Raw genomic sequence first — 14836 nt, forward strand, 5'->3', positions numbered from 1 at the left:
CGCATGGCGCAGCCGCTGAGAGGGGCGCATGAGACTTCAAGAACACATCGATTTCACCACCCTGCAGTGGGTCAAGCCGGAGCTCGACGAGACGCTCGCGCGGGCCCGCGAGGCGCTGGAGTCCTACGTCGACAACCCGGGCAACCCGGCCCCCATGCGCGCCTGCGTGGACCACCTGCACCAGGTGCAGGGCACCCTGCGCATGGTCGAGCTGTACGGCGCGGCGCTGGTGGCCGAGGAAATGGAGACGCTGGCGATCTCGCTGCTGGAGGACCACGTCCGCCAGCGCGAGGAGGCCTATGCCGCGCTGATGCGCGGCCTGATGCAGCTGCCCGACTACCTCGAGCGCCTCTCCGGCGGCCACCGCGACGTGCCGGTGGTGCTGCTGCCGCTGCTCAACGAGCTGCGCGCCAGCCGCGACCAGCAGGCGCTCTCCGAGGCCGCGCTGTTCACCCCCAACCTGGAGGCCGCGCTGCCCGCGCAGCTGCCGGGCGCGGCCGACGAGGCCGAGGCGGAGCGCCGCCTGGGCGAGATCGCCGACCTGCGCGTGCGCTTCCAGCAGCACCTGCTGGCCTGGTTCCGCGGCCAGAACCCGGCGCAGCAGCTGGCCGGCATGCGCCAGGCGCTGCTGGCCATCAGCGCGCGCTGCTGGAGCGTGCCGGGCCGCCGCCTGTGGTGGATCACCGCCGGCGTGCTGGAGGGCCTGGAGCAGGGCCTGCTCAAGAGCCAGGCCGGCGAGGTGCGCCAGCTGGTGGGCAAGGTGGACCGCAACATCCGCCAGCTGCTCGACCAGGGCGAGGAAAGCCTGCGCGGCGGCGACGCCGACGACCTGGCCCGCAAGCTGCTCTACATCGTGGCCCAGGCCAAGCAGCGCAGCCCGCAGATGGAGCTGCTGCGCCAGACCTACCGCCTGGACAGCCTGCTGCCCGACGCCGGCGAGCTGGAGCACGCGCGCGGCTCGATGTCCGGCCACAACCGCGCGCTGCTCGACTCGGTCGCCAAGGCGCTGAAGGAGGACCTGCTGCGCGTGAAGGACGCGCTGGACCTGTTCCTGCGCCAGCAGGGCGCCGACCCGGCCTCGCTCAGCGCGCAGGGCGAGGTGCTCGAGCGCGTGGGCGACACCCTGGGCATGCTGGCGCTGGCGGTGCCGCGCCGGGTGATCAACGAGCAGCGCCGCGTGCTGGAGGAGATCGCCCAGCGCGTGCGCCCGGTCGAGGAGGAGACGCTGCTCGACGTGGCCGGCGCGCTGCTCTACGTCGAGGCCTCGCTGGACGACCACATCGAGAGCCTGGGCGCGGAGGAGAGCGCGGCGGAGGAAATCGCGCCGGTGCTGCCGCGCAGCGAGGCGCGGCACATCCTCGCCACCCTGATGCAGGAGGCGATCGGCAACACCAGCAGGGTGAAGGAGGCGATCGTCGCCTTCATCGAGTCCGGCTGGCAGCACGCCGCGCTGGCCGGCGTGCCCGCGCTGATGGGCGACGTCGCCGGCGCGCTGCGCATGCTGTCGGCGATGCGCCCGGCCGAGCTGGCCGAGGGCATCGGCCGCTTCGTCGGCAACGAGCTGCTGGCCGACCGGCGCGTGCCGGGCAGCCAGCAGATGGACCACCTGGCCGACGCGCTGGCCGCGCTGGAGTACTACCTGGAGGCCGCGCGCGAGCACCGCGGCGGCCTGGACCACATCCTCGACGTGGCCGAGCACAGCCTCGGCGCGCTCGGCTACTGGCCGCTGCCCGAGGCGCGGCCGGCGGTGCAGGAGGAGGCCGCGCCGGCCGAGGCGGCCGCGCCGCCGCCGGCCCTGTCCGAGCCGGTCAGCCTGCTGCCCGGCGACGACCTCAGCGGGCTGTTCCTCGGCGCGGAGGCCGAGCCCGCGGCCGCGCCGGCGCACGACCTGGACGGCCTGCGCCTGGCGCAGACCGGGGAGTCCGCGCCGGAGCCGGTGGCCGGCGGCGAGGACTGGGAGGAGATCGAGGAGGAGGTGTTCGAGGAAGTCCCCGCCGCCGATCCGCTGGCCGCCAGCACCGGCTTCCAGCTCAGCGCCGAGGGCATCGACGACGACATCCGCGAGATCTTCCTGGAGGAGATGCAGGAGGAGATCGACAACCTGCAGGCCGCCGAACAGGCCTGGCTGGCCGATCCCGCCCAGCTGTCGGCGCTGGTGCCGATCCGCCGCTCCTTCCACACCCTCAAGGGCTCCGGCCGGCTGGTCGGCGCCGCGGTGCTGGGCGAGTTCGCCTGGAAGGTCGAGAACATGCTCAACCGCGTGCTGGACGAGACGATCCAGCCGCACGAGGGCGTGCAGGCGCTGGTCCGCCACGCGATCGCCGCGCTGCCGCAGCTGCACGTGGCGCTGAAGGGCGGCGCCGCGCCCACCGCGCCGCTCAGCGCGATCATGCAGGCCGCCGACCGGCTGGCCGCCGGCGAGATGGCCACGGTGGAGCAGTACGCCACCGGCGGCGGCACGCAGACCGTGCGCCGGGTGGTGCGCCGGCTGGTGCCGCGCCTGGACAGCGCCGCCGAGGCGGTGCCGGCCGCCGCGTTCACCGACGCCACCGCCGCGCCGGCGCGCGAGCCCGCGCCGGCGGCCGAGGAGGCCATCCCGCTGCCGGCGATGCCGCCGGTCGACCCGGTGCTGCTGGAGATCCTGCGCAGCGAGGTCGCGCAGTACCTGCAGACCATCCGCACCGCGCTGTCGCGCAGCGAGGGCGAGCTGCCGGTGGACGACGGCCTGCTGCGCGCCGTGCACACCCTGCACGGCGCCATCGCGATGGTCGACATCGAGCTGCTGACCCGCCTGCTCTCGCCGCTCGAGGGCCTGCTCAAGCGCCTGCGCGCCGCCGGCGAGCCGCTGTCGGTGGAGGGCGTGGGGCTGCTGTCCCGCGCCGCCGACGTGGTCGACCAGGTGATGGCGCAGTTCGACGTGCCCGATCCGCAGCTGCCCGACGTCGAGCCGCTGGTGGCGCGCTTCACCGAGCTGCGCGACGCGCGGCCCGAGCCGCAGGTGGCGCACGTGCTGTTCGAGCCGCACGCCGAGGTGCCGGAGGAAGGCGAGGCGGCCGTGGCGGAGCCCGCCGCTGCCGCGCCGGCCGACGAGCCGGCCGCGGCGGAGGACGAGGACGGCCACGACGAGCTGGAGGCGCAGCTGCTGGCCGCGCTGGATTCGTTCGACCCCGCCACGGCGACGTCGCTGGGCGAGGACGGCGCGGCGGCGGACGCCGGCGACGAGGAGCTCGATGCCCTGATCGACGGGCTGCTGGAGGAGCCGGCGCCGGAGGAGGCCGGCCTGTCCGCGGCCGACGAGGCGGCGCCGGAACCGGCCGAAGCGTCCGCGGACGCCGGCGCCGCGCCGGAGCCGTTCGAGGCCCTGCCGGAGGAGCTTGCCGCTTCCGCCGGGGCCGAGCCCGCGGTGGCCGAGCCTTCCGAAGCCGGGCAGCCGGAGATCGAGGCACCGGGAAGCGGGATCGCGCAGCACGAGGCCCCCGCGGTCGAGGCATCGGAAGTCGCCGAAGCGCCGGAACCCACGGAGCCGTCGGAATCCGCCGAACCGTCCGAAGCCGCCGAGGTGCCGGAAGCCGAGCCACAGCCGCAGGTGGAAGCGCTTGCGGAACGGCCGGCCGCCGCGCCCGTGCCGAGCGCCGTGCCCGCGCCGGTCGGCGAGATCTGGACCGGCCAGATCGACCCGGACCTGCTCGAGGTGTTCGTCGAGGAGGCCCGCGACATCCTCGACCACGCCGACGGCCTGCTCGCGCAGTGGCGCACCGAGCCGGCCGAGCTGGCCCACGTGGTGGACCTGCAGCGCGACCTGCACACGCTCAAGGGCGGCGCGCGCATCGCCGGGCTGGTGCCGGTGGGCGACTTGGCCCACGCCATCGAGACGCTGCTGGAGAAGCCGATCGTCGGTGGCCAGGAGCAGGCGGTGGGCGTGATCCGCGCGCTGGAGAGCGGCTTCGACCGCCTGCACGCGCTGGTCCAGCGCATCGGCCAGGGCCAGGCCATCGAGTACCCGCAGGACCTGATCGACCGCTTCCTCGGCATGGCGGGCGAGGAAAGCCTCGCCGGCCACGAGGAGGCGCCCGCCGCGCCGCTGGCCGCGCTGCCCGAGCTGCTGCCCGAGGAGCAGCCGGAGGACGAGGCCCGCTCGCCGCAGCAGGAGCAGATCCGCGTCCGCGCCGAGCTGCTCGACAGCCTGGTGAACCATGCCGGCGAGGTGGCGATCTACCGCTCGCGCCTGGAGCAGCAGGTCTCGGCCTACCGCTTCAACCTGGTCGAGCTGGAGCAGACCGTGTCGCGCCTGCGCAGCCAGCTGCGCATGCTGGAGATCGAGACCGAGGCGCAGATCATCGCGCGCTACCAGCGCGAGCACCGCGAGGCGGGCATCGCCGCGTTCGACCCGCTGGAGCTGGACCGCTTCTCGCAGCTGCAGCAGTACTCGCGCGCGCTGGCCGAGTCGGTGTCCGACCTGGTGTCGATCCAGAACATGCTCGACGAGCTGACCCGCCAGGCCGAGACGCTGCTGATCCAGCAGTCGCGCGTGAGCGCCGACCTGCAGGAGGGCCTGCTGCGCACCCGCATGCTGCCGTTCGACACCATGGTGCCGAACCTGCGCCGCACCCTGCGCCAGGCGGCGCAGGAGGAGGGCAAGCTGGCGCAGCTGTTCGTCGACGGCGCCCACGGCGAAATGGACCGCAACCTGCTCGACCGCCTCAAGGCGCCGTTCGAGCACATGCTGCGCAACGCCATCGCGCACGGCATCGAGCCGCCCGCCGAGCGCCGCAGGGCCGGCAAGCCGGAGGAGGGCGCGGTGCGCATCCGCGTCGCCCGCGAGGCCACCGAGGTGGTGGTGCGCGTCAGCGACGACGGCCGCGGCCTGGACCGCGAGATGGTGCGCAAGCGCGCCATCGAGCGCGGCCTGCTGCGCGCGGACGCCAGGCCCAGCGACGACCAGCTGCTCGCGCTGATCACCCAGCCGGGCTTCTCCACCGCCAGCACGGTGACCCAGCTCGCCGGCCGCGGCGTGGGCATGGACGTGGTGGCCAACGAGATCAAGCAGCTCGGCGGCTCGCTGGCGGTGGAGTCGCAGCCGGGCCAGGGCACCACCTTCGTGCTGCGCCTGCCGTTCACCCTGGCGGTGACCCAGGCGATCCTGGTGCGCATCGGCGAGACCACCTTCGCCATCCCGATGACCTCGGTGCAGGGCGTGGCGCGGATCAGCCCGAGCGAGCTGGCCGCGCGCATGGCCGAGGACTCGCCCATCTTCGACTACAACGGCGAGGCCTACGGCATCCACGACCTGTCCGAGCTGCTCGGCCTGCCGCCCGGCCACTCCGCCGAGGACGAGCAGCTGCCGCTGCTGCTGACCCGCGCCGGCGACCTGCGCGCGGCGATCCGCATCGACGCGGTGATCGGCTCGCGCGAGATCGTGGTCAAGTCGGTCGGCCCGCAGATCAGTTCGGTGCCGGGCGTGCTCGGCGCCACCATCATGGGCGACGGCTCGGTGCTGATCATTCTCGACCTCGCCCCGCTGGTCCGCCACGGCGTCGCCCGCCGCGAGCAGCGCTTGGCCGAGGGCCTCGCGGCCCCCGCGCCGGTGGCGGAGGAGTCGCGCGTGCGGCCGCTGGTGATGGTGGTGGACGACTCGATCACCATGCGCAAGGTCACCAGCCGCGTGCTGGAGCGCCACGAGTACGAGGTGAGCACCGCGAAGGACGGCCTCGACGCGCTGGAGAAGCTGCACGAGGCGCGCGTGCCCGACCTGATGCTGCTGGACATCGAGATGCCGCGCATGGACGGCTACGAGCTGGCCACGCAGATGAAGGCCGACCCGCGCCTGCGCGGCGTGCCGATCATCATGATCACCTCGCGCACCGGCGAGAAGCACCGCCAGCGCGCGTTCGACATCGGCGTGGACCGCTACCTCGGCAAGCCGTACCAGGAGGCCGAGCTGCTGGCGCAGATCGGCGAGGTGCTGGAGCAACGGGCAATGGAGCTGGCCAATGGCTGAGCGGGCAACGGCGGTCGCGCTGCTGTTCGACGACGGCGCGCTGGGCGCGCAGCTGCGCGAGGCGCTGGCCGAGCACGGCGCGCGCATCGTGCACGAGGGGCCGCTGGACGGGCTCGACCGCGCGCTGCTGCAGGGCGTCGGCGCCGACGTCGTGGTGGTGAACCTGGACGACGGCGACGACGACGCGCTGGACCGGCTGTACGACGCCATCGATGGCGATCACCCGCGCGTGGTGTTCAACGACGCGCAGGCCAGCCGCGCGCTGGAAGGCTGGGATCGCGCGCGCTGGGCGCGCCACCTGGCGATGAAGGTGCTGGCCTCCGGCGACGCCGATCCGCCGCGCCCGGAGGACGCGCGGCCGCTGGAGCCGCCGGCGCCCGCGCCGCAGGCCGCCGCGCCCGCCGCGCCGACGGCGGAGCCGCCGGCCGAACCGCCGGCGCCCGCGCCGCTGCCGGTGCTGGACGAGGTGCCGCACGACCCGCACGCGGCCGAGTCCTCCGAGGATCTGGCCGCCGAGCTCGAGGCCCTGCTGGCCAGCGAGGACCCCGTGTCGTTCGCGGCCGAGGGCGATGCCGCCGCCGTGCCGGCCGAGGCCGATGCCATCCGCGCCGACACCATGGGCGACATCGACGCGCTGCTGGCCGGCGACGCGCTGGCCGACGGCGGCTTCGTCGACGACGCCGACCAGGCGCGGAGCGGGTCGCCGGTGCTGCTCGACGACGCGGCGCTGTCCGAGGCGATCGCTGCGCCGGTCGACGAGGTGGACGAGCTGGAGGCGCTGTTGTCCGCCGCCGTGCCGGCCGGCGACACCCATGCCTTCTCCGGCGGCCCGGACCCGGACCTGGCCGAACACGAACGGGCGGAGTCCGCCGCGGCGCCGCAGGCGCCGGCCGCCGCGCCGGCGGCGCCGGTCGCGCCGCGCCTGTCCGACAGCTGGTCGCTGGTCGACGACGCGGACCTCCTGCCGCCGGAGCGCCGCGAAAAGGCCGCGGCCTTCGGCATCGAGAAGGTCGACGCGGCCGACTTCCTCGCCCCGGACAGCGGGTCGGAGGCCGAGTCGCCGATCACGCCGGGCCTCACCCTGGAGCTGGTCTCGATCGAGGAGGCCATCGCGCCGCAGGAGTACCAGCCGAACGAGATGGTGCTGGACGACCTGCAGGCGGCGATCTCGCGCGTGGTGCTGCTGGGCGCGACCACCGAGAGCACCCATTCGGTCTGCGAGTTCCTGTCCGCGCTGCCGGCCGGGCTGCGCGCCACCGTGCTGCACACCCAGCACACCGCCGGCAAGCCCGCCGACGCCCTGGTGGAGCATCTGGCCGGGCACTGCGCCCTGCCGGTGCGGCTGGCCGGGCCGGGCATGCGCGCGCGTTCCGGCGAGGTGCTGGTGGTGCCGACCGGGCAGCAGGTGCGCCTGCTGCGCGACGGCCGCGTGGAGCTGCTGCCGGGCGACGCGCAGGCGCTGCACTCGCCCTCGATCGACGTCAGCTTCACCCTGGCCGCCAACGTGTTCGGCCGCGACGCGGTGGCGATCCTGTTCGCCGGCCAGTCCACCGACGCGGTGGGCGGCTGCCAGGCCGTGCACGACCGCGGCGGCCAGGTGTGGGTGGAGGCCTCCCACGAGCATTTCGCCGACATGGTCGGCGCGGTGATGGCCGAGCACCTGTCCCACTACGCCGGCACGCCGCGCGAGCTCGCGGCGAAGCTGGTCGAACTGATCCCGACGGACTGAAGGCATGAGCGAACTCCCCCTGCCGCGTGAAATCCGCTGCGTGCTGGTGCCGGCCGGCAACCTGCGCCTGCTGCTGCCCAACGCCACCGTGGCCGAGGTGATCACCCTGCCCACGCCCGAGCCGGTCGAGGGCGCGCCGGAATGGGTGCTCGGGCGCATCGCCTGGCGCGGCTGGCGCGTGCCGCTGGTCGCCTTCACCAAGCTCGCCGGCGCCGGCGAGGGCGACCCCGACCTGGCCCTGCGCGTGGCCGTGCTGAAGGCGCTGGGCGGCAACCCGAAGCTGCCGTTCGTCGCGGTGCTGACGCGCGGCTTCCCGCGCCTGACCACGCTCAACGCCGAGCTGATCATCCCCACCCACGACGGCACGCCGCTGCCGCCGGGCGTGAAGGCGCAGGTGCTGGTGCGCGACGACCTGGCGGTGATCCCCGACCTGGAGTGGGTCGAGAACGAGCTGGCCGGGCTGCTCGACCTGGCCGGCTGACGCGCCCGGCGCGCGCCCGTCCAGATCCTGTTCTTGCTGGCAGCGCTGGCCTTCCTGGCGGCCGCCGTGCCGGGCGGCAGGCCGGCCCTTCCACGGGCTCGCCGCCGCGTTCGCCGTGCCGGGCCCGGCTGCCTGCGCGAGGGGCGCGGCTCCGCCGGCCGGGCGGCGGCCGGCCGCTCAGCCGTCGCCGTAAAGGGCCTGCAGCGCGGCGAGCGCGGCCAGCCCGGCCGTCTCGGTGCGCAGGATGCGCGGGCCGAGCCGCAGGCCGAGGAAGCCGGCCTCCTGCAGCAGCGCCACGTCGCGCGGGCCCAGCCCGCCCTCGGGGCCGACCACGACCGTCGCCGCGCCGGCCGGCGCGAGCCCGCGCGCGGCGTGGGTGCCCTCGGGCAGCAGGGCCAGGCGCAGGGCCTCCCCGGCGGCCTGCGCGGCCAGCCAGTCCGGCAGCGCCTGCGCCGGCTCGATCACGGGCAGGCGGGCGCGCCCGCACTGCTCGCAGGCGCTGGCGGCCACCGCGCGCCAGTGCGCCAGGCGCTTGCCGGCGCGCTCGCCGTCCAGCTTCACCTCCGCGCGCTCGGTGAGCAGCGGCACGATGCGCGCCGCGCCCAGCTCGGTGGCCTTCTGCACGATCAGGTCCATCTTCTCGCCGCGCGCCACGCCCTGCGCCAGGGTGAGGCGCAGCGGCGACTCGTTGGCCACCGTCCGCGCCGCCCGCACCTGCGCGGTCACCTCGCGCTTGCCCACGGCGAGCAGCACGGCGTCGTAGTCCATGCCGTCGCCGTTGAACAGCACCAGCGGATCGCCCGCGCCCAGGCGCAGCACGCGCGCCACGTGCTCGCCGGCCTGCGGCGGCAGGCCGAGGGTGTCGCCGGCGGCGAGCGGGAGGTCGACGTGGATACGGATCGTGCGCATCGGTGCGGCGGGATGGGGAAGGACCGCCCAGCATACTGCGGCGGCGGGCAGGCGGGTCCGGTTGGCGCCTGGTGGGAACCCTGGCCGCCCGGGCGGCCGGGTGCCGGCGGCCCTTGGACGGCGAGGAAACCCGTCGCGGCCGGAGGCCGCTCCCGCAAGCTTGCCGCGAGCCCGTGGGAGCGGCCTCCGGCCGCGATGCCCTGCGCGCACGCCGGCGCGCGGGCTTCAGCCCGCCACGGCGCGCGCGATGCCGGCGACGGCGGTGTCGACCAGATGGTCGAGCTCGCCCTCGTCCACCACGTAGGGCGGCATGAAGTAGATCACGTCGCCCAGCGGGCGCAGCAGCGCGCCGTGCGCCAGGCCGTGCAGGTAGACGCGCAGTCCGCGCCGTTCGGCGGCGGGGAAGGGACGGCGTGCGGCCTTGTCGGCGACCAGCTCCACCGCGGCGATCATGCCGGTCTGGCGCACGTCCGCCACGTGCGGATGCGCGCGCAGCGGTTCGAGCCGCCGCGCCAGGTGCGCGGCGAGCCCGCGGTTGCGCTCCAGCACCGGCTCGTCGCGGAAGATCGCCAGCGTCTCCAGCGCCGCGCGGCAGGCCAGCGGGTTGCCGGTGTAGCTGTGCGAGTGCAGGAAGGCCTTGCCGGCCGAATACTCGGCGTAGAACGCCTGGTACACCGGCTCGGTGGTGAGCACCGCCGACAGCGGCAGCGTGCCGCCGGTGAGGCCCTTGGACAGGCACAGGAAATCGGGCGACACGCCGGCCTGCTCGCAGGCGAACAGCGTGCCGGTGCGGCCGAAGCCCACCGCGATCTCGTCGGCGATGAAGTGCACCCCGAACTCGTCGCACAGCCGGCGCAGGCCGGCCAGGTAGTCCGGGTGGTGCATGCGCATGCCGCCGGCGCACTGCACCAGCGGCTCGACGATCACCGCGCACACCTCGTGCGCGTGGCGCTCCAGCAGCGCGCGCAGCTCGCCGAGGCGGCGCGCGGCCACCTGCGCCGGCGTCTCGCCCGGCGCGCCCTCGTAGGCGTCGGGCGAGGGCGCCAGGATCGGCGTCAGCAGCAGCGGCGCGTAGGTCCTGCGGTACAGCGCCACGTCGCTCACCGACAGCGCGCCCAGCGTCTCGCCGTGGTAGCTGCCGGTGAGCGCGACGAAGCGGGTCTTTTCGCCATGGCCGCGGTTGAGCCAGCAGTGGAAGCTCATCTTCAGCGCCACCTCCACCGCCGCCGAGCCGTTGTCGGCGAAGAACACGCGCGCCAGGCCCGGCGGCGCGACGCGCACCAGCTCCTCGGCAAGCCGGATCGCCGGCTCGTGGGTGAAGCCGGCGAAGATCACGTGCTCCAGCGTGCGCGCCTGCTCCGCCAGCGCGGCGGCGATGCGCGGGTTGGCGTGGCCGAACAGGTTGGTCCACCACGAGCTGATGCCGTCGAGGTAGCGGCGGCCGTCGGCGTCGACCAGCCAGGCGCCCTCGCCGCGCACGATCGGCACCAGCGGCACGCGCTCGTGGTCGTGCATCTGCGTGCAGGGATGCCAGACGTGGCGGAGGTCGCGCGCGGCGAGCGCGGCGTTGCTGCGGGGCGTGTCGTCCATCCGGCTATGATCGGGGTTTGCGACGGCGCGGCTCAAGCCGCGCGGCGGACGAGGGAGGCGGTGCCGGTGAGGTCATGGTTGCGCAGGCTGCTCGCGGCCCTCGTCGCGCTGCCGGTCGCCGCGGCCGCGCTGCTGTGCTGGCTGCCGGCGCGCTGGGCCTGGCCGTGGCTCGCGCCGCGCCTGCACGGCGTCGCGCTGGAAGGCGTGGGCGGCACGGTGTGGGACGGTCACGCCGACGTCGTGCGCACGCCGGACGGGCGCGCGCTCGGTCGGCTCGACTGGCGGCTGTCGCGCCGGCTGCTGCTGGGCGAGGCGGTCGCCGACCTCGCGCTGGCGGGCGACGGGCTGGAATTCGCCGGGCACGTGCGGCGCGCGGCGCCGTCGACGCTGGACTGGCGCGACGTGCGCCTCGCCGTGGACCTCGCCGCTTTCGCGCAGCCGCTGCCGCCGCTCGGCGGCACGCCGCAGGGCCGGTTCGAGCTGGCCCTGCCGCACGCGCGGCTGCAGGGCGGCTGGCCGCTGCAGCTGGACGGCACCGCGCGCTGGCGCGAGGCCGTGGTGGTCACGCCCGCCGGCCGCGTGGCGCTGGGCGACTTCCACGCCGATCTGCGCGCCGAGGGCGGTGCCGTGCAGGCGCGTTTCGCCGACGACGGCAGCGGCCCGCTCGCCGCCGCGGGCGAGCTGCGGCTGATTCCGCTAGGCTGGCGGGCGACGGCCGGGCTGCGCCCGCGCGCGGACGATCCCGCGCTGCGCCGCTGGCTGGCCGGCTTCGGCACGGCGCAGGCCGACGGTTCGGTGCGGATCGAACGCGGCGGCGGCCTGCTGCGCAAGGACTAAGGACAAGGCACGGTGACTCCGGAACGACTCGAGCATGCGCTGCGCGCGGCGCGCGAAGCGGCCGACGCGGCGGCGGCGGTGATCCGCCGCTACTGGGACCGCGGCGTGGACGTGGAGTGGAAGAGCGACGCCACCCCGGTCACCGCGGCCGACCGCGAGGCCGAGCGGGCGATCCGCGCGGTGCTCTCCCGCGCGCTGCCCGAGGCCGGCATCTACGGCGAGGAATACGGCCGCGAGGGCGGCGGCGAGCTGCTGTGGCTGGTCGATCCGCTGGACGGCACCAAGAGCTTCGTGCGGCGCACGCCGTTCTTCTCCACCCAGATCGCGCTGATGGAGCGCGGCGAGCCGGTGCTCGGCGTGTCCTGCGCGCCGGTGTACGGCGAGACGATGTGGGCCGCGCGCGGCCTGGGCGCGTGGCTGGACGGCGCGCGCGCGCGGGTGGCCGGCACCGCCGCGATGCGCGAGGCCTCGATCTCCACCGGCAACTTGAGGACGCTCACCCTCGACGCGCGCTGGGACGCGCTGGGCGCGCTGATCCGCGACGCCAGCCGCATCCGCGGCTACGGCGACTTCTGCCACTACCACCTGCTGGCGCGCGGCGGCCTCGACCTGGTGATCGAGTCGGACGTGCACATCCTCGACGTCGCCGCGCTGGCGGTGATCGTGCGCGAGGCCGGCGGCGTGTTCACCGACCTGGACGGCGGCGCGTTGACCCTGGACACGCGCAGCGTGCTGGCCGGCGTGCCGGCGATCCACGCGCAGGCGCTGGCGCGGCTGCGCGGCGCGGCGCGCTAGAATGCCACCCATGCGCAAACCGCCGATCGTCCACGCCACCCGCGAGCTGGAGCACAGCCGCTTCCTGCGCGCCGAGCAGCTCGACCTGGAATTCTCCAACGGCGAGCGCCGCACCTTCGAGCGCCTGACCGGCCACGGCCTGGGCGCGGTGATCGTGGTGCCGATGCTGGACGCGGACACCGTGCTGCTGGTGCGCGAGTACGCCGCCGGCGTCGGCCGCTACGAGCTGGGCCTGCCCAAGGGCCGGCTGGACCAGGACGAGACGGTGGAGCAGGGCGCCGACCGCGAGCTGAAGGAGGAGGTCGGCTACGGCGCGCGCAAGCTGAAGATCCTGCACAACCTCTCGTTGTCGCCCGCGTACATGACGCACATGGCGCACGTGGTGCTGGCGCAGGACCTGTACCCGGAGCGGCTGCCCGGCGACGAGCCGGAGGAGCTGGAGGTGGTGCCGTGGAAGCTCTCCGAGCTGCACGCGCTGGTCGCCCGCGACGACGTCACCGAGGGCCGCTCGATCGCCGCGCTGTTCATGGCGCGCGAGTACCTGGCCGGGCGCTTCCGGCCATGAGCGACGGCACGCCCGCGTCCGCGCTGCTGCACGCCGTCGCCGGCGTGGCGCGGCAGGCCGGCCAGGCGATCCTCGACGTCTACGAGGGCGACTTCGCGGTCGAGCGCAAGGCCGACGCCTCGCCGCTCACCGCCGCCGACCTGGCCGCGCAGCGGGTGATCCTCGACGGGCTGGCGGGGATCGAGCCGGCGCTGCCGGTGCTGTCGGAGGAGGCGCGCGCGGCGGCGTGGGGCGAGCGGCGCGCGTGGCCGCGCTACTGGCTGGTCGATCCGCTCGACGGCACGCGCGAGTTCGTCAAGCGCAACGGCGAGTTCACCGTGAACATCGCGCTGGTCGAGGGCCACCGGCCGGTGCTCGGCGTGGTGCTGGCGCCGGTCACCGGCGAGCTGTACGCCGCCGCGCGCGGCGAGGGCGCCTGGCTGCAGGCGGCCGCGGGCGCGCCCTGGCAGGCGCTGCGCACGCGCGCGCTGGCCTCGCCGCCGGTGGCGGCGGGCAGCCGCTCGCACGGCGCCGACACGCACGCGATGCTCGCCGCGCTGCTCGGCTCGGAGCACGTACCGCTGCCGATGGGCTCCTCGCTCAAGTTCTGCCTGATCGCGCGCGGCGACGCCGACCTCTACCTGCGCCTGGGCGCCACCAGCGAGTGGGACACCGCCGCCGCGCAATGCGTGCTGGAGGAGGCCGGCGGCGCGGTGCTGGACCTGGCCGGCGACCCGCTGCGCTACAACACGCGCGAATCGCTGACCAACCCCGAGTTCCTCGCCGTGGGCGACACCGACATCGACTGGGCGGCGCGGCTGCGGCGCGCGGGGCCCGGCGCGGATGCCTAGGGCGTTGACGGTCCGGTGCATGTCGCGGACCGTGATGTCCCGCACCCTCCGACCCGTCTTCCGGCGCAAGCCGGAATCCAGTCGAGCAATGCCGTGCGAAGCACACGACCTCGGGGTTTGTCCGCTTCGCGGGACGTATTTGCACTGGATTCCGGCTTGCGCCGGAATGACGGTGGAGGGATGCGTCGCGCCAGGCATGCCCGGACGCGCGACGCCATCGCCATCCGATCTTCCACCCAACCCCGCCGGAAACCGATGACCCGCCACAGCCTCGACGACCTGCTCGCCATCATGGCCCGCCTGCGCGACCCGCAGGGCGGCTGCCCGTGGGACCTGCAGCAGGACTTCGCCAGCATCGCGCCGTACACCATCGAGGAAGCCTACGAGGTCGCCGACGCGATCGACCGCCAGGACTGGGCGGACCTGCGCGACGAGCTGGGCGACCTGCTGCTTCAAGTGGTGTTCCACGCGCAGATGGCGAAGGAGGCCGGGCTGTTCGACTTCGCCGACGTGGCGCACGCGATCAGCGCGAAGATGCTGCGCCGCCATCCGCACGTGTTCGGCGACGCCAGCTACGCCGACGTCGAGGAGCAGACCCGCGCGTGGGAGGCGATCAAGGCCGGCGAGCGCGCCGCCAGGGGCGAGCCGGCCGACGCCAGCGCGCTGGCCGGCGTCTCGCGCGGGCTGCCGGAATGGAAGCGCGCGCTCAAGCTGCAGCAGCGCGCCGCCACGGTGGGCTTCGACTGGCCCTCGCCGCGGCCGGTGCTGGACAAGCTGGCCGAGGAGCTGGACGAGCTGCGCGCCGAGTTCGACGGCGGCGCCGACCCGGCGCGGCTGGAGGACGAGCTGGGCGACCTGCTGTTCGTCGCCGTCAACCTGGCGCGCCATGCCGGCGTGGATTTCTCGCGCGCGCTGCGCCACGCCAACGCCAAGTTCGAGCGGCGCTTCCGCCGCATGGAGGCGCTGGCCGCCGCGGACGGCAGCCGCCTGCAGGACCACGCGCTGCCCGAGCAGGAGGCGCTGTGGCGTCGCGCGAAGGGCGAGGAGACCTGAGCCGGGCGTCGCGCGGCTCAGGTCTCCGGAAAAAAGAAGGGCGGCCGGA

10 protein-coding genes are annotated in these 14836 nt (G+C 75.0%); 8 read left to right on the forward strand and 2 right to left on the reverse strand.

Going from position 1 to position 14836, the window contains the following annotated elements; translation table 11 throughout:
* Positions 1–28 precede the first annotated feature (28 nt).
* The 3 genes from C7456_RS13300 to C7456_RS13310 are packed head-to-tail and all read left to right on the forward strand — an operon-like array spanning position 29 to position 8208.
* Positions 29–5998, forward strand: coding sequence for an Hpt domain-containing protein (locus C7456_RS13300; RefSeq protein WP_109724310.1), 5970 nt, complete (start codon positions 29–31; stop codon positions 5996–5998).
* Positions 5991–7727 (forward strand): chemotaxis protein CheB, encoded by a 1737-nt coding sequence (locus tag C7456_RS13305; RefSeq protein ID WP_109724311.1) that lies wholly within the window; start codon positions 5991–5993, stop codon positions 7725–7727. Before C7456_RS13300 ends, C7456_RS13305 begins: the two co-directional genes overlap by 8 nt.
* Before the next feature lie 4 nt (positions 7728–7731).
* Positions 7732–8208: a chemotaxis protein CheW gene (locus C7456_RS13310; protein WP_109724312.1), complete on the forward strand. Its 477-nt coding sequence runs from the start codon at positions 7732–7734 to the stop codon at positions 8206–8208.
* Between the two features lie 177 nt (positions 8209–8385).
* On the opposite strand, the gene C7456_RS13315 is transcribed toward C7456_RS13310, so the two are convergent.
* Together C7456_RS13315 and C7456_RS13320 are read right to left on the reverse strand one after the other, a co-directional pair.
* A complete protein-coding gene (locus C7456_RS13315) occupies positions 8386–9117 on the reverse strand; it encodes a 16S rRNA (uracil(1498)-N(3))-methyltransferase (RefSeq protein ID WP_109724313.1) in 732 nt (243 codons plus the stop codon).
* A gap of 225 nt (positions 9118–9342) precedes the next feature.
* On the reverse strand, positions 9343–10707 hold the full coding sequence (locus C7456_RS13320) for an adenosylmethionine--8-amino-7-oxononanoate transaminase (protein ID WP_109724314.1): 1365 nt from the start codon (positions 10705–10707) through the stop codon (positions 9343–9345).
* A gap of 78 nt (positions 10708–10785) precedes the next feature.
* On the opposite strand from C7456_RS13320, the gene C7456_RS13325 reads away from it, so the two are divergent.
* From C7456_RS13325 to mazG, 5 genes are all read left to right on the forward strand, one after another.
* On the forward strand, positions 10786–11544 hold the full coding sequence (locus C7456_RS13325; protein ID WP_245889868.1) for a type II secretion system protein N: 759 nt from the start codon (positions 10786–10788) through the stop codon (positions 11542–11544).
* A 12-nt stretch (positions 11545–11556) separates the two neighbouring features.
* Positions 11557–12339 carry an inositol monophosphatase family protein gene (locus tag C7456_RS13330; protein ID WP_109724316.1) on the forward strand — a complete coding sequence of 261 codons (783 nt, stop codon included), beginning with the start codon at positions 11557–11559 and terminating at the stop codon, positions 12337–12339.
* Positions 12340–12349: 10 nt separating this feature from the next.
* On the forward strand, positions 12350–12904 hold the full coding sequence (nudE, locus tag C7456_RS13335; protein ID WP_109724317.1) for an ADP compounds hydrolase NudE: 555 nt from the start codon (positions 12350–12352) through the stop codon (positions 12902–12904).
* Positions 12901–13734: a 3'(2'),5'-bisphosphate nucleotidase CysQ gene (gene cysQ, locus C7456_RS13340; RefSeq protein WP_109724318.1), complete on the forward strand. Its 834-nt coding sequence runs from the start codon at positions 12901–12903 to the stop codon at positions 13732–13734. The genes nudE and cysQ overlap by 4 nt, the downstream gene beginning before the upstream one ends.
* Positions 13735–13989: 255 nt before the next feature.
* Entirely contained in the window at positions 13990–14787 is a 798-nt protein-coding gene (gene mazG, locus C7456_RS13345; protein WP_109724319.1) for a nucleoside triphosphate pyrophosphohydrolase, read from the forward strand.
* Positions 14788–14836 lie beyond the last annotated feature (49 nt).

The sequence above is a fragment of the Fulvimonas soli genome, from assembly GCF_003148905.1.
GTDB classification, from domain to species: Bacteria; Pseudomonadota; Gammaproteobacteria; order Xanthomonadales; family Rhodanobacteraceae; genus Fulvimonas; species Fulvimonas soli.

Bases quoted from the DNA above. Each gene is read 5' to 3' on its own strand.
- C7456_RS13315 (WP_109724313.1), bottom strand. From the start codon at position 9,117: ATGCGCACGATCCGTATCCACGTCGACCTCCCGCTCGCCGCCGGCGAC.
- C7456_RS13320 (WP_109724314.1), bottom strand. From the start codon at position 10,707: ATGGACGACACGCCCCGCAGCAACGCCGCGCTCGCCGCGCGCGACCTC.
- mazG (WP_109724319.1), top strand. From the start codon at position 13,990: ATGACCCGCCACAGCCTCGACGACCTGCTCGCCATCATGGCCCGCCTG.
- C7456_RS13300 (WP_109724310.1), top strand. From the start codon at position 29: ATGAGACTTCAAGAACACATCGATTTCACCACCCTGCAGTGGGTCAAG.
- nudE (WP_109724317.1), top strand. From the start codon at position 12,350: ATGCGCAAACCGCCGATCGTCCACGCCACCCGCGAGCTGGAGCACAGC.
- cysQ (WP_109724318.1), top strand. From the start codon at position 12,901: ATGAGCGACGGCACGCCCGCGTCCGCGCTGCTGCACGCCGTCGCCGGC.
- C7456_RS13305 (WP_109724311.1), top strand. From the start codon at position 5,991: ATGGCTGAGCGGGCAACGGCGGTCGCGCTGCTGTTCGACGACGGCGCG.
- C7456_RS13310 (WP_109724312.1), top strand. From the start codon at position 7,732: ATGAGCGAACTCCCCCTGCCGCGTGAAATCCGCTGCGTGCTGGTGCCG.